Raw genomic sequence first — 18,308 nt, 5'->3', positions numbered from 1 at the left:
TTGCTGACCATTGCGCATTTTTACAGATGCAGCGAACTGCTGTTACTTAATTTGCATAAAAAATGTGACTTGTGCGACTTTTTTCGATCTACGCCGCAACTTTGCCATGCAAACGTTTCCGTCTTCCGCTTCTGTGCGACCGGTGCCGGTGAATTAGCCCTCCGCGGGATCGATATCCAATGACCATTTCACTTTGCGCGACTGGGGGAGTGTACCGATAAGCGGCAGGCTGGATTTAATCAGCCGTTGCAGCACGGAGCGAGAAGGGTGTTGCAGCAACAGCTGCCAGCGGTATCGACCGCTTCGCTTGGCCTGCAGAGCCGGCACCGGCCCCATCACCCAAAATCCGTCATCATTCAGCGGGCTGGCTTCCAGCAGGTTGCGCAGCTGCTGAAGAAACAGAGAAGCCTGTTGATTATCGTGATCCTCCGCGCGGAATAGCGCGTGGCTGGTAAAGGGCGGCAGGAATACGCTTTTGCGCTCGCTGAGCGCCTGTTTAGCAAAGGCATCGTAGCCCTGCTTCAGCAGCGTTTGCAGTAAAGGGTGGTCCGGGTGATGGGTCTGCAACAGCACTTCCCCCTGTTTGCCTGCCCGTCCTGCTCGCCCTGCTACCTGAGTGTAGAGTTGGGCAAAGCGCTCGGCGGAGCGGAAATCCGCAGAGAACAGCGCGCCGTCAACATCGAGCAGGGAAACCAGCGTCACGTCAGGAAAGTGATGCCCTTTCGCCAGCATCTGCGTGCCAACGAGAATACGCGCTCCGCCACGATGTACTTCCGCCAGCTGCTGCTCCAGCGCGCCCTTTCGGCTGGTGGTATCCCTGTCGATACGCGACAGCGGCACGTCGGGGAATAGCGTGCTGAGGTTATATTCCAGCTGTTCCGTGCCCAGCCCGACGGGCACCAGATGCGTCGATCCACACTGGGGGCACTGATGCGGTATCGGGCGCTGACTATCGCAGTGGTGGCAACGTAGCTGGCGCTGATGTTGATGCAGCGTGTAGTAGCGGTCGCAGCGCTGGCATTCGGCAATCCAGCCGCACTCGTGGCACAGCAACGTGGGGGAAAATCCGCGGCGGTTAAGGAACAGCAGAACCTGATTATCCGCCTTTAAGTGCTCGCCAATTTTTTTAATCAGCAGCGGAGATAAGCCGCCCTGAAGCTTCACACCTTTCAGGTCGATCAGTAACTGCGTGGCGCGCGTGGCATTTCCGGCGCGTTTGCTGAGGCTGAGCAGGTGATATTTGCCCAGCTGCACGTTGTGTAATGTTTCCAGTGCAGGCGTCGCGGACCCCATCACCACCGGAATATCTTCCTGGCGGGCACGCAGCACCGACAGATCGCGGGCGTGATAGCGCCAGCCCTCCTGCTGTTTGTATGAGCCGTCGTGCTCTTCATCAATAATGATGGCGCCCAGTCGGGCAAACGGCGTAAACAGCGCTGAGCGGGTGCCAATGACAATCGCCGTCTCACCGCTGCGGGCCCGCAACCAAACCGCCAGGCGTTCGCTGTCGTTCAACCCGGAGTGCAGGACGTCCACCGGGGCGTTAAAGCGTTCACGAAAACGGGCGATAGTTTGTGGCGTCAGGCCAATTTCCGGCACCAGCACCAGCGCCTGGCGTCCGTTAGCCAGAATATTTTCCAGCACGCTGAGATAAACTTCGGTTTTCCCCGAACCGGTGATTCCATCCAGGAGCCAGGCGGAGAAGCGATCGTCGGCGCTGCGGATAGCGCCAACTGCCGTTGCCTGTTCGGTGTTTAACCGCAGTCTCTCACCGCTTACCGCAAAGTTTTCACGCCAGTCCTGCATCGCGCGGGTCACTGCGTGAAGTTCGCACAGTCCCTTCGCCCGGATCGCCTGCAATGTTGCTTCGGTGATATCGTGCTGGCTGACCTCATGCCGGTAAAGCGCTCGCTGGCGCAGTGCGGCCAGCGCCTGCTGCTGTTTTGGCGCACGCTTCAGGCTTTCCGGCGGCGTGGCGCGCCCCTGTTCGGTGATGGCCCACTGCCAGAGCGGGGCCTCTTCCGCGGCTTTTCCCTGCCGCAGCAGAACCGGCATGGCATGGAACAGCACTTCCCCCAGCGGGTAATGGTAATAGTCCGCCGCCCACAGCAGGATATGCCATAAAGAAGGTGAGAACAGGGGGGTACTGTCCAGCACCTCATGCACGCTTTTCAACTGGTCGCGAGGGTAATCGCTGTGTTCACCAACACTGACCACCACGCCAATCGCTTTACGTTTACCGAACGGCACGCTGACGCGGCCACCGAGAACGGCGTGGCTGAGGTGGGGAGGCAACAAATAATCAAAGTTGCGCGCAAGTGGAACGGGCAGTGCGACCTGAACAACGGGCATGGCTTCATCCGGGTGAAAAGCAGGGCCATTTAGTGTACACTGTGTCGTTCGCAATGTGCGGATACGATTGCAGCGTACGGTTAATTTCTGTATAATTCGCCGCCGTTGATACGGTATTTTGTATCGCGATGCCCGTAACCTTAGAGGTTTGGGTATATCACCTGACTATTAATCTTCGTGTGGTGCCGGTGCAGGAAACATTCCTGGCGCGGGAGAGCGACACGGCCTTAACTGAGGTTTCCCATGAAAAAAGGTATTCACCCAAATTACGTTGAAATTACTGCTAAATGTTCTTGCGGTAACGAAATCAAAACGCGTTCTACTACGGGTCGCGATCTGAACCTGGACGTTTGTGGCGAATGTCACCCGTTCTACACTGGCAAGCAGCGTGATGTTGCTACCGGTGGACGTGTTGACCGCTTCAACAAGCGTTTCAGCATCCCTGGCAGCAAATAAGCAGCCGGTCAGAAACGGTCAACGTTTCGGATGTACGAACAAAAAAACCAGCTCAGGCTGGTTTTTTTGTCTCCGAAATCAGGAGGACTTAGCGTATTTCAGCACGTCACCCTGCCAGCCTTTTTGCGCATAGTTTTGCAGATGGTCAATACGTTTGACCGGCTGGCCTGCCGAGAAGTTAATCTCTTTCAACTTCACCATCACCTCTGATGGCGCAAAGACCGATTTAAAGTGATATTCACCGTGGCTGAGATCGGCAATGGTCGTCCAGTAGGTCGACGTACCTTTATTCTCCTGCGGGAATTTCGAATATTTCGCATAGGCATCGGTGATCGATTTCACCATCGGATCGCTGGCGTCCGGGTAGTTGATCGGGAATGCGGCGTTGTTAATGACCGACAAAATAAAGCCCTGCGCCTGTGCTTTATTGTCCGGCTGTGGAATATTTTTTACACCGATACTGGTACGTACAAAACGGTCTTCCGCGCTCTGCGTCCCTGGAATGTGGTTTTCGTCGACGCCCTGATATTTTTTCAGGTTTTCCAGCTGACGATCGTATGATGGCGGATTGGTCATCACACGATAGTTACGGTTGTGGTAAATGTTGACCTTACCGTTGTCGATTTCAACGATCGCTGAGTCGCCCGTGACATCTTCCAGCGCGATGTGCTTCGTATCCGACGCGTAATCAATCGGCAGTTTTTTGGCCACCAGACGCACATCCTCTAATCCCTTCACCGCTTCATCAACCGTGGCGAAATTGTCCAGCAGATAGCTGAGCCATGCGCGGCTATCGAGTTCGGGCTTATCCTTGTTATCTGCCTGGACCTGCTTCCCGTTGGTGTAATACTGCGTGTGTCCGGCCAGCCCTTTTTCGTTCATGCCATCCATTGGAAAAACACCGTCTGCGTAAATGACTACACTGCCGTAGCGTGTTTCCCACTCTTTCGCGCCGGGTCCGTCGCTGCCGGTATGCTTAACACCTTTCGGGGTGATGACCAGGGAAGGATCGACCGGGCCGAAGAAATCAAGATTACGTGCGCTGATCATATAGCCGGGCCAGGTATTTAAAAACGCACGGGTGCAGGCGCTGGCGCTGCCTATGGTCGCGATGGCCAGGGATGCACCCATTGCTACAGCCACCAGGCTGGATAATTTTTTATTCATTGTCTTCTCCTTTTGCTCACTGATGGCCAGCATAGTCAGAATGCTTAAAAGGAAAGAGTCAGTGACTGAGGGAATTTCCCCCACGGTATTTTTTATGCAGGGAGCCTATGGCCATTAATTTTTCACTGGCGCAAATCGAAGCATTTGCCTGCGTGGTGGAGTCCGGCAGCATTACGCACGCCGCGAAGCGGATGAACAAAGATCGTACTACCGTCAGCGAGCTGCTGGACTATCTGGAACTGGATCTGGGCTATGCACTGTTCGATCGGCACTGTCGGCCGTTTGCTCTGACCGAGCGCGGTAGCCTGCTTTATCGCCGGGCTCGGCTGTTTTTGAACGAAGCCCAGGCGTTCAGCTATCTGGCGATGCAGCAGCAAAAGCAAGCACCGCAAACGCTGACTCTCAGCTATGACATTTTCACGCCACGCAAGCTACTAACCGTACTGGCGGAGGAATGCCGTCGGCAGGGGGTACAGCTCAATCTCTGTTATCAGGACCGCCATGAGGCCGAGCAGGCGCTGCAAAAAGGCGAAAGCGATATTGGCATTTATCAGGCGGTCAACAAATCCGTCAGTGAGCGCTTTAAGTGGCGGGCGGTGGGCAGTATCGAAATGGGGGTCTATGCCAGCCCCTCGCTGTTCGCGCATCGGCCCGTCAGCCAACTGTCGCTGACGGCCTGCAATCAGCTGATCCCGAATAAGGGTCTGGAAGAGCATCTGGCGCGTCGCTTACAGATCGCCGATCGCGTGCAGTTTGTGAATGATGCGATGCTGCTGGAATCCCTGCTGGGCAATGGAGCAGGCTGGGCCTTTCTGCCAGCACATGTGCTGGAAGGCAGGAAAAGTCATATTGAGCGGATTGAAACTGAAATGGGTAACAGCGGGATAGTGCATACGATGGTCGCCATCTGGCAGCCGGGGCAGGCCGGGCACCCGATCTTAAATCAGGTACTCGACCGAATAACCGAGCTGTTTGCGGCGGGTTAATACTCCCAGGTGTCAGGATCGACGCCCATTTCCCGCATAATCGCTTTTGCTTCTTCAGGGATCTCGTCGCTGCGCTCTTTACGCAGATCCACATCATCAGGCAGAGGCTGACCGGTGAAGGCATGCAGGAATGCCTCACACAGCAGTTCGCTGTTGGTGGCATGACGCAGGTTGTTGACCTGGCGACGGGTGCGTTCGTCGGTCAAAATTTTAAGTACTTTCAACGGAATAGATACCGTGATTTTCTTAACCTGTTCGCTCTTCTTACCGTGTTCAGCGTAAGGGCTGATATATTCGCCGTTCCATTCAGCCATGGGTTACCTTAGTCATTATCAAAATTTAGATGAGAAATGCCGAAATTCGGCCAATTATGCCCGAAGTTGGTGTGTATCACACTGCGATAACACAACTTTCTGTAGGGGATATCGGCATAATTTTAGCGGTTATTGGCCCATTGCTCAATCTATACGCAAAGACATTTAGATGTCCAGATGTATTGACGTCCATAGCTGCCCTGTTTACTCTATAGCCCTTCTCTCTTTTCAGCAGGAATTTATGCACCATGACGCGTAAACAGGCAACCATCGCAGTGCGCAGCGGATTGAATGATGACGAGCAATATGGCTGCGTTGTCCCACCGATTCACCTTTCCAGCACCTATAACTTTCTCGATTTCAACCAACCGCGCGCGCACGACTATTCGCGCCGTGGGAATCCGACCCGTGATGTAGTGCAGCGTGCGCTGGCAGAACTGGAAGGCGGCGTGGGTGCGGTACTGACCAATACCGGCATGGCAGCGGTGCATCTGGTGTGTACCGTATTCCTGAAGCCGGGCGACCTGCTGGTGGCTCCGCACGACTGTTACGGCGGCAGCTATCGCCTGTTTGACAGCCTGAGCAAACGCGGTGCCTATCGCGTTAAGTTTGTCGATCAGGGTGATGAAGCTGCGCTTCAGGCTGCGCTGGCTGAGAAGCCGAAGCTGGTGCTGATTGAAAGCCCGAGCAACCCGCTGCTGCGCGTGGTGGATATTGCCGCGATCTGTCAGGCGGCGAAAGAAGCCGGTGCGATCAGCGTGGTGGATAACACGTTCCTCAGCCCTGCGCTGCAGAACCCGCTGGCGTTGGGCGCAGACCTGGTGCTCCATTCCTGTACTAAATACCTTAACGGCCACTCTGATGTGGTTGCCGGCGCGGTGATTTCAAAAGATCCGCAGCATGCGACCGATCTTGCGTGGTGGGCGAATAATATTGGCGTGACGGGCGCGGCATTTGACAGCTACCTGCTGCTGCGCGGTCTGCGCACGCTGAATCCACGTATCGCGGCTGCACAGCGTAATGCACTGGCGATTGTTGAGTATCTGAAACAACAACCGCTGGTGAAAAAGTTGTATCATCCTTCTTTGCCGGAAAACGCAGGACATCAGTTCGCGGTGAAGCAGCAGAAAGGCTTTGGTGCGATGTTAAGCTTTGAGTTTGATGGCGATGAAGCAACGCTGCGCCGTTTCCTCAAGGCGCTGGAGCTGTTTACCCTGGCGGAGTCGCTGGGTGGCGTGGAAAGCCTGATTTCGCATACTGCAACGATGACGCATGCCGGAATGTCGGCAGAAGCCCGTGCCGCGGCAGGAATTTCCGAAACGCTGCTGCGTATTTCGGTAGGAATTGAGGATCACGAAGATTTAATCGCCGATCTGGATAATGCATTCCAGATTGCGGCCAAGAGGTAAGCATGAGTCATTCAGCAGTGGCAGAGGTGGACAGTTCACGGCAGTTGCACAAATTTGGTGGCAGTAGCCTGGCGGATGCCAAATGCTATCAGCGCGTTGCCGGTATCATGGCGGAGTATAGCCAGCCGGGCGACCTGATGGTCGTTTCTGCGGCAGGAAGCACCACTAACCAGTTGATCAGCTGGCTCAAACTGAGTCAGAGCGATCGGCTGTCTGCGCATCAGGTACAGCAGGCTCTGCGTCGTTATCAGAGCGAGCTGATTAGCAGCCTGTTACCGCCGGAAACCGCTGACCCGCTCATTGCTGAATTTATTCACGATCTGGAAAAACTGGCCGCGCTGCTCGACGGCGTCATCAATGATGTCGTTTATGCAGAGGTGGTCGGGCACGGTGAAATCTGGTCAGCACGGCTGATGTCGGCCGTGCTGAGGCAGCGCGATATTGATGCCAGCTGGCTGGATGCACGTGATTTTCTGCGTGCCGAGCGCGCTGCACAGCCGCAGGTAGATGAAGGAAAATCACTGCTGCTGCTTCAACAGCTTATCGCACAGCATCCCTCACAGCGTCTCGTCGTCACGGGCTTTATCTGCGCCAACGATGCCGGTGAAACGGTGCTGCTGGGGCGCAACGGCAGTGACTATTCTGCAACCCAGATTGGTTCACTGGCCGGCGTGTCACGCGTAACGATCTGGAGCGATGTGGCCGGTGTTTACAGCGCCGATCCGCGTAAAGTGAAGGATGCCTGCCTGCTGCCGCTGCTGCGACTGGACGAAGCCAGCGAACTGGCACGTCTCGCCGCACCGGTGTTGCACACGCGTACACTGCAGCCGGTATCCAATAGCGATATCGATCTGCAACTGCGCTGTAGCTATCAGCCTGAACAGGGCTCAACCCGTATTGAACGCGTTCTGGCCTCCGGGACCGGGGCGCGCATTGTGACCAGCCATGATGATGTTTGTCTGATTGAGTTCCATGTGCCTGCGCATCATGACTTTGCGAAGGTGCATAAGGAAATCGACCATCTGCTCAAACGCGCCCAGGTTCGTCCGCTGGCGACGGGAGCTCACCCCGATCGCAATCTGCTTCAGCTGTGCTACACCTCAGAAGTCGTCAACAGTGCACTGACGCTGTTGGAAGATGCGGCTCTGCCCGGACGCTTACAGCTGCGGGAAGGGATGGCGCTGGTGGCGATGGTGGGGGCGGGCGTGTGCCGCAATCCGCTGCACAGCCACCGCTTCTGGCAGCAGATGAAAGATCAGCCGGTCGAGTTTATCTGGCAGTCGGAAGAGGGTATCAGCCTGGTGGCGGTACTGCGCGTTGGTCCGACCGAGCATTTGATTCGCGGCCTGCATCAGACCCTGTTCCGTGCGGAGAAGCGCATCGGGCTGGTGCTGTTTGGTAAAGGTAATATCGGTTCGCGCTGGCTGGAGCTGTTCGCTCGCGAGCAGGAAACACTTTCCGCGCGCACCGGTTTTGAATTTATTTTAGCGGGCGTGGTGGACAGCCGCCGCAGTCTGCTGAGCTACGACGGGCTGGAAGCCAGTCGGGCACTGGCTTTCTTTGAAGAGGAAGCGGTGGAGCAGGATCAGGAATCGTTGTTCCTGTGGATGCGGGCTCACCCGTTTGATGACCTGGTGGTGCTGGACGTTACTGCCAGTGAATCGCTGGCCGCTCAGTATCTGGATTTCGCCAGCTACGGTTTCCATGTGATTGGTGCAAACAAGGTAGCAGGCGCATCCAGCAGCGACGCGTATCGTCAAATTCGCGATGCCTTTGCGAAAACCGGCCGTCAGTGGCTTTACAACGCCACCGTGGGGGCCGGACTGCCGGTGAATCATACGGTGCGTGACCTGCGTGAAAGCGGTGACAGTATTCTGGCGATCAGTGGCATCTTCTCCGGCACGCTTTCCTGGCTGTTCCTGCAGTTTGACGGCACGGTGCCGTTTACCGAGCTGGTGGACCAGGCATGGCAGCAGGGGCTGACCGAGCCAGATCCGCGTGTCGATCTGTCCGGCCAGGATGTGATGCGTAAGCTGGTGATCCTGGCGCGTGAAGCCGGTTACGACATCGAACCGGATCAGGTTCGCGTAGAGTCGCTGGTTCCGGCGGGCTGCCAGGCTGGTTCGGTGGATCATTTCTTCGAAAACGGCGACGCGCTTAATGAGCAGATGCTGCAACGTTATGAGGCGGCTCAGGAGATGGGACTGGTGCTGCGCTACGTGGCGCGCTTTGATGCCAACGGTAAGGCTCGCGTTGGCGTGGAGGCCGTCCGCGCCGATCATCCGCTCGCCGCGCTGCTGCCGTGCGATAACGTCTTTGCGATTGAAAGCCGCTGGTATCGCGACAACCCGTTGGTGATCCGTGGCCCTGGTGCCGGTCGCGATGTGACCGCCGGTGCGATTCAGTCGGATCTTAACCGGCTGGCGCAGCTGCTGTAGTGTTAACAGCGTGCTGGTGGCCGAATATCATCAGCACGCTCTTTTTAAACAAAAAAGACCCCATTCTTGCCCTATTCACAAGTCATCCGGCAGCATAGCCGAGCGGGGTGACGGGCTGTGTTATCCGACCGCTCTGAACCGCTGAATTTAATGATTAACCCATCATGAATTTCCCTCATCTTCGTTGAGGATTTGTCACGGCATGTCATCATTTAACTGTTGACTGAATGTACAATTTCCGTCATTTTGAATGTCTGGACGTCTAAATGGATAGACGTTTAACGGCAGCGATAGAATCAATAGCGATCGATGAGGTAACGGGTATGAGTTTTTTCCATGCAAATCAGCGCGAAGCACTAAATCAGAGTCTGGCCGAGATAAACGGACAGATTAATGTCTCTTTTGAGTTCTTCCCGCCGCGCACCGCTGAAATGGAAAATACCCTCTGGAGCTCTATCGATCGTCTGAGCAGCCTGAAGCCGAAGTTTGTCTCCGTCACCTACGGAGCCAACTCCGGCGAGCGCGACCGCACCCACAGCATCATTAAAGGCATTAAAGATCGCACCGGTCTGGAAGCCGCACCGCATCTGACCTGTGTCGATGCCACCCGTGAAGAACTGCGTACCATTGCGCAGGACTACTGGAATAACGGCATCCGCCATATCGTTGCTCTGCGCGGCGATCTGCCTCCGGGCAGCGGCAAGCCTGAAATGTACGGGGCAGACCTGGTAGCGCTGCTGAAAGAGGTGGGTGATTTTGATATTTCCGTTGCGGCCTACCCGGAAGTGCATCCTGAAGCGAAAAGCGCTCAGGCTGACCTGATTAACCTGAAGCGTAAAATTGATGCCGGTGCGAATCGGGCGATTACCCAGTTCTTCTTCGATGTGGAAAGTTACCTGCGCTTCCGCGACCGCTGCGTGTCCACCGGGATTGATGTTGAGATTGTGCCGGGTATTCTGCCGGTATCTAACTTCAAGCAACTGCAGCGCTTTGCCACGATGACCAACGTGCGCGTGCCGGGCTGGATGACCAGCATGTTTGCAGGGCTGGATGATGATGCCGAAACGCGCAAAATGGTGGGTGCCAATATTGCGATGGATATGGTGAAAATCCTGAGCCGGGAAGGGGTGAAAGACTTCCATTTCTATACGCTGAACCGCGCGGAGATGAGCTACGCCATCTGCCATACGCTGGGCGTTCGCCCCGGTGCGAATGCAAACGTGGCCTGATACGCCGTAAGACAGGTTATTGCAGGCAAAAAAACAGGACGCTCAGCGTCCTGTTTTTACATCTGGATACGTTGAATCGGGCGGTCTGCCCACCCTTAGACAACCTAGCCGGTGTTACGCATACCTGCCGCCACGCCGGCGATAGTCACCATCAGGGCCTGCTCAACGTGCGCATCCACTTCGCCGCCGTTGGCTTCCTGCTGGCGCGAGCGGTGCAGCAGTTCCGCCTGCAGCACGTTCAGCGGGTCGGTATAGACGTTACGCAGCGCGATGGACTCAGCAATCCACGGCTGGTCGGCCATCAGATGCGAGTCATTAGCGATGGTCAGTACCGCTTTAATATCGGAATCCAGCTGGTCACGCAGCTGTTTGCCCAACGGCCACAGAGACTCATCCACCAGACGCTGATCGTAGTATTCCGCCAGCCACAGGTCCGCTTTAGAGAACACCATCTCCAGCATGCCCAGGCGGGTTGAGAAGAACGGCCAGTCGCGGCACATGGTTTCCAGCTGTTCCTGGTGGCCTTCTTCCATTGCTTTTTGCAGACCGGCACCGGCACCCAGCCAGGCTGGCAGCATCAGACGGTTCTGCGTCCAGGCAAAGATCCACGGAATGGCACGCAGCGACTCTACGCCACCGGTCGGGCGACGCTTCGCCGGGCGGGAACCCAGCGGCAGTTTACCCAGCTCCAGCTCCGGCGTGGCCGAGCGGAAGTAAGGCACGAAGTCAGCGTGCTCGCGCACGTAGCCGCGATACATTTTACAGGATACATCGGACAGCTGATCCATGATGCTGCGCCATTCGGCTTTTGGCTCCGGCGGTGGCTGCAGGTTGGCTTCCAGGATCGCACCGGTGTACAGCGACAGGCTGCTAATGGTGACTTCCGGCAGGCCAAACTTAAAGCGGATCATCTCGCCCTGTTCGGTGACGCGCAGGCCGCCTTTCAGGCTGCCTGGAGGCTGAGAAAGCAGGGCTGCGTGCGCAGGCGCACCGCCACGGCCGATGCTGCCGCCGCGTCCGTGGAACAGCGTCAGGGTAATCCCGGCTTTCTCACAGGTTTTGATCAGTGCGTCCTGGGCCTGGTACTGTGCCCAGCTTGCTGCCATCACACCCGCATCTTTCGCAGAATCTGAATAGCCAATCATCACCATCTGCTTGCCCTGAATGATGCCGCGATACCAGTCGATATTCAGCAGCTGGCTCATCACATCGTTGGCGTTATTCAGGTCGTCCAGGGTCTCAAACAGCGGAGCTACCGGCAGGGTGTAAGTCATTCCGGCTTCTTTCAGCAGCAGGTGGACAGCCAGCACGTCGGACGGCGTTTTCGCCATCGAAATAACGTAAGCGGCGATCGAGCCTTTCGGTACATCGGCAGCCACGCGGCAGGTATCCAGCACTTCTTTGGTGTCGGCACTTGGCTCCCAGTTACGCGGCAGCAGCGGACGTTTGGAATTCAATTCGCGGATCAGGAAGGCCTGCTTGTCGGATTCTGACCAGCTTTCGTAGTCGCCAAGGCCCAGGTAGCGGGTGATTTCAGCGATGGCTTCGGTATGACGGGTGCTTTCCTGACGCAGATCGATACGCACCAGCGGAACGCCGAAGCATTTCACGCGGCGCATGGTGTCCAGCAGCTGGCCGTTGGCGATAATGCCCATACCGCAGGCCTGTAGTGACTGGTAGCAGGTGTGCAGCGGTTCCCACAGCTGATCGTTGGAGATCAACAGGTCTGCCGGACGCGGTAAACGCTCGCCTTTCAGACGGCGCGCCAGGTAGGACTGGGTGCTGGTCAGCTGGCTGCGAAGATTTTTCATAATCTCGCGGTACGGCTCCAGCGCTTCCGGATTGCCGCACAGCTCGCGTACTTCCGGCGTACATTCGGACATCGACAGCTCGGAGATCAGCACGGCGATATCGCGCAGGAACAGATCCGCGGCTTTCCAGCGGCTCAGCTGCAGCACGTGGCGGGTAATATCGGCGGTCACATTCGGGTTACCGTCGCGGTCACCGCCCATCCAGGAGGTGAACTGCACCGGTACGAAGTCAACCGGCAGGGTGTAGCCAAAGGACTCTTCTACCTGCTCGTTTAACTCACGCAGGAAGTGAGGTACACCTTCCCACAGGCTGTTTTCGACCACCGCAAAGCCCCATTTGGCTTCATCGATCGGCGACGGACGATATTTACGGATTTCATCGGTATGCCAGGCCTGGGCAACCAGCTGGCGCAGACGGCGCATGATTTTCGAGCGGTCATAGTCAGAAAGATCGTTGTGATCCAGCTGCTTAAGGCAGTTGTTCACCTCAACCAGTTTGTGGATCAGCGTACGACGGGTGATTTCCGTTGGGTGAGCGGTCAGAACTAATTCCAGCGACAGGGATTCAATCGCCTCGCGAATGTTAGCTTCGGTCAGGTCCGGCTGCTGCTTCAGGCGTTCAAAGGTTTTCGCCAGCATCTCCGGATGATTTGCCCCTTCGCCCTTTGGCGAAATGGTGTGGTACTGCTCGGCAACGTTGGTCAGATTCAGGAACTGACTGAACGCGCGCGCAACCGGCAGCAGCTCATCGTTGGACAGATTTTGCAGCGTTGATAACAGCTCCTGACGGTGGGCATCATTTCCCGCACGTGATGACTTAGAGAGCTTACGGATAGTTTCCACCCGATCGAGAATGTTCTCTCCCAGTGCATCCTTGATGGTATCCCCGAGCAGCTTGCCGAGCATACTGACATTACTTCGCATTGCGGAATATTGTTCGTTCATATGACCCCTGACACCCTCTTTCTTGTACTTGTAACTTTATTTCACCCTTGTGGGTATAACGCAGCCTTTTATCTAGCCACGTTAATAACCATTCGTCAATTGACTTAAATTTGCCGTATCGTGCCGCTAAATAACGAGAATTTATGAAATTTAATTACACCGGAGCGAGATAAGTTATTCTTATCGTCCCGAATAATCGAAATCAGAGGCAAACAGCTGTTTTTGCAGTTGATTGCCCCATTTCTCACCTTAGTGATAGCAAAAATGATGCACGACCTGGGCGATCAATTCGCGGGTCGGTTTGATAAATGCCGTATCGATAAATTCATCCGGCTGGTGCGCCTGGTTAATCGAACCCGGTCCTAACACCAGCGTCGGGCAGATTTCCTGGATAAACGGCGCTTCGGTGCAGTAGTTCACCACTTCGGTTTCGGTTCCAAGCAATTTTTCCACCACCTGCACCAGCTGATGTTCACGCGGGCATTCATAGCCCGGGATTGGCGGATGCAGTTCACCCACGGTCAGGCGGCCCGGCCAGCGCGCGCTGACCGGCGCCAGCGCCTCATTCAGCAGGCCGTCGAGATCGCTTAGCGTCAGCCCCGGCAGCGGGCGGATATCCATATGCAGTTCACAGCAGGCGCAGATGCGGTTTGCCGCGTCGCCGCCGTTGATATGACCGAAGTTCATCGTTGGGTAAGGGATGGCGAAGCCGCTGTGGTTATAGCGCGTTTTCAGCGTGTTACGCAGCTCCATCAGCTGGGTGATGGATTCGTGCATCAGCTCAATGGCGTTCACGCCGCGAGCCGGATCGCTGGAGTGGCCGGACTGGCCCTGGATGCGGATCACGTTGGAAATGTGGCCTTTATGAGCGCGTACCGGCTTCAGCGAGGTTGGCTCGCCGATGATGGCGCAGTCAGGACGCAGGCTGGTGGTTTCCGAGAAGAACTTGGCACCGGCCATGGTAGTTTCTTCATCCGCCGTTGCCAGGATATACAGCGGTTTTTTCAGCGTGGACACATCAACTTCACGCAGCGTATCTAAGATGAAGGCAAAGAAGCCTTTCATGTCGGCGGTGCCCAGCCCGTACAGTTTGTTGTCGTGCTCGGTCAGGGTAAACGGGTCGCGCGTCCAGCGGCCGTCGTCGAACGGCACGGTGTCAGTATGACCGGCCAGCAACAGTCCGCCTGCACCGAGGCCACTTTTAGCTAACATATTGAATTTATTACGCGTGCCGGGAACCGGCTGAACTTCAACAGTGAAGCCAATATCGCGGAACCAGCCCGCAAGCAAATTGATTAAAGTTTCATTACTCTGATCGAGCGCGCTGTCGGTGGCGCTGATTGATGGCGTAGCAATCAGCTGGCGGTATATCTCAATAAAAGGTGGTAATTTTGTCTTCACTGTTGACAGTCCTTGAGTTAGGATAGTATCAATATTCATGCAGTAATAGTGAATAAAAATACATTATCGACGTGCGGATGGAAACCGATAATTTTTCCACCATTTGGCTTGGACAGCCAAAGTGAACATAACCGCATTCTGCAACGTAGTCACATTTTTAAAGCGAGTTACTCTCTGATGACCAATCCGTTAATTATCAAACTGGGTGGTGTGCTGCTGGATAGTGAAGAGGCGCTGGAGCGTCTGTTCGATGCGCTGGTGAGCTATCGTGCTGCCCATTCGCGTCAGCTGCTGATTGTGCACGGCGGCGGCTGTCTGGTGGATGAATTGATGAGCAAGCTGTCCCTGCCGGTGAAAAAGAAAAATGGCCTGCGCGTAACGCCTGTCGACCAGATCGATATCATCACCGGTGCGCTGGCCGGTACTGCTAACAAAACTTTGCTAGCCTGGTCGAAAAAACACGGTATTGATGCCGTTGGCCTGTGTCTGGGCGACGGCGGAAGTGTTAATGTTGCTCAGTTTGATGAAGAACTTGGCCATGTGGGACAGGCTACTCCGGGTTCACCGGTGCTGATTAATACGCTGCTGGGCGCAGGTTTCCTGCCGGTTGTCAGCTCAATCGGCATCACCCAGGATGGCCTGCTGATGAACGTCAATGCCGATCAGGCTGCGACGGCGCTGGCCGCGACGCTGGGGGCCGATCTGATTCTGCTCTCCGACGTGAGCGGTATCCTCGATGCCAACAAGCAGCGAATTGAAGAGATGACGGCTGAAAAAGCCGAGCAGCTGATCGCCGACGGTGTGATTACCGATGGAATGATCGTCAAGGTGAATGCCGCACTGGATGCCGCCCGTACCCTGGGCCGCCCGGTGGACATCGCCAGCTGGCGGCATGCTGAGCAGCTGCCAACCTTATTTAACGGCGTGTCCATTGGCACCCGTATCCTCGCTTAATTAGAAACGTTTTCAAGGAATCATCATGCAAGACAAAAGCATCAAAAAAATCGTACTGGCTTACTCCGGCGGTCTGGATACTTCGGCGATTATTCCATGGCTGAAAGAGAACTACGGCGGCTGTGAAGTGGTGGCTTTCGTCGCCGATATCGGCCAGGAGCGTGGCGATCTGGAAGGCGTTGAACAGAAAGCGCTGCAGTCCGGTGCGTCCGAGTGCCATGTGGTTGACCTGCGTGAAGAGTTCATCAGCGAATACGTTTACCCGGTGCTGCAAACCGGCGCTCTGTATGAAGGCACCTACCTGCTGGGTACCTCTATGGCGCGTCCAATCATCGCTAAAGCACAGGTTGAGCTGGCGCTGAAAGTGGGCGCAGATGCTCTGTGCCACGGCGCGACCGGTAAAGGTAACGACCAGGTTCGTTTCGAAACCACCTACACCGCGCTGGCTCCACAGCTGAAAGTGGTTGCGCCATGGCGTGAGTGGAACCTGCGTTCCCGTGAGGCGCTGCTGGACTATCTGAAAGAGCGCAACATCCCGACCACCGCGTCGCTGGAAAAAATCTACAGCCGTGATGAAAACGCATGGCACATCTCTACCGAGGGCGGCGTGCTGGAAAGCCCCTGGAACGCACCGAACAAAGATTGCTGGGTGTGGACCGTCGATCCGCTGGAAGCGCCGGATCAGCCTGAGCAGGTAACGGTGACCGTTGAGAAAGGTCGCGTAGTTGCAGTTAACGGTGAAGCGTTAACGCCGTTCGGCTGCCTGGACAAACTGAATGCGATCGGTGCACGTCACGGCGTGGGTCGTATCGATATCGTAGAAAACCGTCTGGTCGGTATTAAGTCTCGCGGCTGCTACGAAACCCCTGGCGGCACCATCATGGTTAACGCGCTGCGTGCCGTTGAGCAGCTGGTTCTGGACCGCGACAGCTTCAAATGGCGTGAGCAGCTGGGCCTGGAAATGTCCTACGTTGTTTACGATGGCCGCTGGTTCGCACCGCTGCGTAAATCTCTGCAGGCTTCAGCAGAAGCGCTGGCTGAAGAAGTGAACGGCGAAGTGGTACTGCAGCTGTACAAAGGCCAGGTGACCGCGATTCAGAAGAAATCCGCTAACAGCCTGTACTCTGAAGAGTTCGCCACCTTCGGCGAAGACGAAGTGTACGATCATCGTCACGCGGGCGGCTTTATCCGTCTGTTCTCCCTCTCTTCACGCATCCGTGCGCTGAACGAGAAAAAGTAATCTGTTGCGGCGGGCGAGGAATGCCTCGCCCCTGCATGATTTCCAGAGCGCGGCACCCGTGCCGCCTCTTGCATAAATTCTGAATGGAGTACTGAGCATGGCACTTTGGGGTGGACGGTTTACGCAGGCAGCAGATCAACGTTTCAAACTGTTTAATGACTCACTGCGCTTCGACTATCGTCTGGCAGAGCAGGACATTATCGGTTCCGTTGCCTGGTCCAAAGCGCTGGTGACGGTCAATGTATTAACCGCAGAAGAGCAGCAGCAGCTGGAAAGCGCGCTGAATGTTCTGCTGGAAGAAGTGCGCGCGAATCCGCAACAAATTGTGGAAAGCGACGCCGAAGATATTCACAGCTGGGTGGAAGGCAAACTGATCGATAAGGTCGGCGCGCTGGGAAAAAAACTTCACACCGGCCGTAGCCGTAACGATCAGGTCGCAACCGACCTGAAACTGTGGTGCAAACTGCAGGTCAGTGAACTGCTGGCCGCAACTCGCCAGTTCCAGCAGGCGCTGGTGGCCACCGCCGAAGCGAACCAGGACGCGGTAATGCCGGGTTATACCCATCTGCAGCGTGCGCAGCCGGTGACGTTTGCGCACTGGTGCCTGGCATATGTTGAAATGCTGGCCCGCGACGAAAGCCGTCTGCAGGATACGCTGAAGCGCCTGGACGTCAGCCCGCTGGGCTGTGGTGCGCTGGCGGGAACCGCCTATGAGATCGATCGCGAGCAGCTGGCGGGCTGGTTAGGCTTTGCCTCCGCGACCCGTAACAGCCTGGATACCGTATCCGACCGCGACCACGTGCTGGAGCTGATGTCTGATGCCTCGATCGGCATGATCCACCTGTCGCGCTTTGCGGAAGATCTGATCTTCTTTAATACCGGTGAAGCGGGCTTCGTAGAGCTGTCCGACCGCGTGACCTCCGGCTCTTCGCTGATGCCGCAGAAGAAAAACCCGGATGCGCTGGAGCTGATCCGTGGCAAAGTGGGCCGCGTACAGGGCGCGCTGACCGCCATGAGCATGACGCTGAAAGGCCTGCCGCTGGCGTATAACAAAGACATGCAGGAAGATAAAGAAGGCCTGTTTGATGCGCTGGATACCTGGTATGACTGTCTGCATATGGCCACGCTGGTGCTGGACGGCATTCAGGTAAAACGCCCGCGCTGTCAGGAAGCGGCAGAGCAGGGCTATGCGAACTCTACCGAGCTGGCGGATTATCTGGTTGCAAAAGGCGTACCGTTCCGCGAAGCGCACCATATCGTCGGTGAAGCGGTAGTGGAAGCGATCAATCAGGGCGTGGCGCTGGAAACGCTGGCACTGGCTGACCTGCAGAAGTTCAGCAGCGTGATTGGCGAAGATGTTTACCCGGTGCTGTCGCTGCAGTCCTGCCTGGATAAGCGTAATGCGAAAGGCGGCGTGTCTCCGCATCAGGTTTCGCTGGCGATTACCGAAGCGAAACAGCGCCTGGGCTGATACTCAACGGCGTTAAGCCACTGCGATATCGTTTAGATATGAAAAAGCCGCTGCCTGGCCAGTCAGCGGCTTTTTTAATGGCTATGACCCGTCCTGAATAGCGTTGACACGTTCCCGACTTAAATACGGAGAACG

General features: G+C 56.0%; 13 protein-coding genes. 8 read left to right on the top strand and 5 right to left on the bottom strand.

What is annotated here, in order from left to right; all coding sequences use genetic code 11:
* Nucleotides 1–153: 153 nt before the first annotated feature.
* A complete protein-coding gene (gene priA / locus IBT46_RS25860) occupies nucleotides 154–2,352 on the bottom strand; it encodes a primosomal protein N' (protein WP_200547990.1) in 2,199 nt (732 codons plus the stop codon).
* A gap of 243 nt (nucleotides 2,353–2,595) precedes the next feature.
* Between priA and rpmE the strand changes: the two genes are divergently transcribed.
* Entirely contained in the window at nucleotides 2,596–2,808 is a 213-nt protein-coding gene (gene rpmE, locus IBT46_RS25855; RefSeq protein WP_105594495.1) for a 50S ribosomal protein L31, read from the top strand.
* A 78-nt stretch (nucleotides 2,809–2,886) separates the two neighbouring features.
* Here rpmE and IBT46_RS25850 read toward each other — a convergent pair whose 3' ends face one another.
* A complete protein-coding gene (locus tag IBT46_RS25850; RefSeq protein ID WP_200547989.1) occupies nucleotides 2,887–3,975 on the bottom strand; it encodes a linear amide C-N hydrolase in 1,089 nt (362 codons plus the stop codon).
* 107 nt (nucleotides 3,976–4,082) lie between these two features.
* On the opposite strand from IBT46_RS25850, the gene IBT46_RS25845 reads away from it, so the two are divergent.
* Nucleotides 4,083–4,961 (top strand): LysR family transcriptional regulator, encoded by an 879-nt coding sequence (locus IBT46_RS25845; protein WP_200547988.1) that lies wholly within the window; start codon nucleotides 4,083–4,085, stop codon nucleotides 4,959–4,961.
* Here the strand turns inward: IBT46_RS25845 and metJ are convergent.
* Nucleotides 4,958–5,275, bottom strand: a complete 318-nt coding sequence (gene metJ / locus IBT46_RS25840) for a met regulon transcriptional regulator MetJ (protein WP_013200201.1) — start codon at nucleotides 5,273–5,275, stop codon at nucleotides 4,958–4,960. The two genes, IBT46_RS25845 and metJ, sit on opposite strands and share 4 nt — an antisense overlap.
* A 248-nt stretch (nucleotides 5,276–5,523) precedes the next feature.
* Between metJ and metB the strand changes: the two genes are divergently transcribed.
* The 3 genes from metB (at nucleotide 5,524) to metF (ending at nucleotide 10,351) form a co-directional block, all read left to right on the top strand.
* Nucleotides 5,524–6,684, top strand: a complete 1,161-nt coding sequence (gene metB, locus IBT46_RS25835; protein WP_105594499.1) for a cystathionine gamma-synthase — start codon at nucleotides 5,524–5,526, stop codon at nucleotides 6,682–6,684.
* A gap of 2 nt (nucleotides 6,685–6,686) precedes the next feature.
* Nucleotides 6,687–9,122, top strand: coding sequence for a bifunctional aspartate kinase/homoserine dehydrogenase II (locus IBT46_RS25830; protein WP_200547987.1), 2,436 nt, complete (start codon nucleotides 6,687–6,689; stop codon nucleotides 9,120–9,122).
* A gap of 323 nt (nucleotides 9,123–9,445) precedes the next feature.
* On the top strand, nucleotides 9,446–10,351 hold the full coding sequence (gene metF, locus IBT46_RS25825) for a methylenetetrahydrofolate reductase (RefSeq protein ID WP_200547998.1): 906 nt from the start codon (nucleotides 9,446–9,448) through the stop codon (nucleotides 10,349–10,351).
* A gap of 104 nt (nucleotides 10,352–10,455) precedes the next feature.
* Here the strand turns inward: metF and ppc are convergent, their stop codons facing one another.
* Nucleotides 10,456–13,107, bottom strand: coding sequence for a phosphoenolpyruvate carboxylase (gene ppc, locus IBT46_RS25820; RefSeq protein WP_200547986.1), 2,652 nt, complete (start codon nucleotides 13,105–13,107; stop codon nucleotides 10,456–10,458).
* Nucleotides 13,108–13,356: 249 nt separating this feature from the next.
* Nucleotides 13,357–14,508, bottom strand: coding sequence for an acetylornithine deacetylase (gene argE, locus IBT46_RS25815; protein ID WP_200547985.1), 1,152 nt, complete (start codon nucleotides 14,506–14,508; stop codon nucleotides 13,357–13,359).
* A 177-nt stretch (nucleotides 14,509–14,685) separates the two neighbouring features.
* Here argE and argB point away from each other — a divergent pair, with 177 nt between their 5' ends.
* From argB to argH, 3 genes are all read left to right on the top strand, one after another.
* Nucleotides 14,686–15,462 carry an acetylglutamate kinase gene (gene argB / locus IBT46_RS25810; RefSeq protein ID WP_200547984.1) on the top strand — a complete coding sequence of 259 codons (777 nt, stop codon included), beginning with the start codon at nucleotides 14,686–14,688 and terminating at the stop codon, nucleotides 15,460–15,462.
* Nucleotides 15,463–15,487: 25 nt separating this feature from the next.
* Nucleotides 15,488–16,702 carry an argininosuccinate synthase gene (locus tag IBT46_RS25805; RefSeq protein ID WP_200547983.1) on the top strand — a complete coding sequence of 405 codons (1,215 nt, stop codon included), beginning with the start codon at nucleotides 15,488–15,490 and terminating at the stop codon, nucleotides 16,700–16,702.
* 97 nt (nucleotides 16,703–16,799) lie between these two features.
* The gene (gene argH, locus IBT46_RS25800) at nucleotides 16,800–18,173 is read left to right on the top strand and encodes an argininosuccinate lyase (RefSeq protein ID WP_200547982.1); all 1,374 of its coding nucleotides are present in this window, start codon (nucleotides 16,800–16,802) and stop codon (nucleotides 18,171–18,173) included.
* Nucleotides 18,174–18,308: the final 135 nt, after the last annotated feature.

Origin of the sequence: Erwinia sp. S38, from assembly GCF_016624545.1 — a bacterium.
Classification (GTDB): Bacteria; Pseudomonadota; Gammaproteobacteria; order Enterobacterales; family Enterobacteriaceae; genus Erwinia; species Erwinia coffeiphila.
This window is presented reverse-complemented; position numbering and strand designations above follow the sequence as displayed.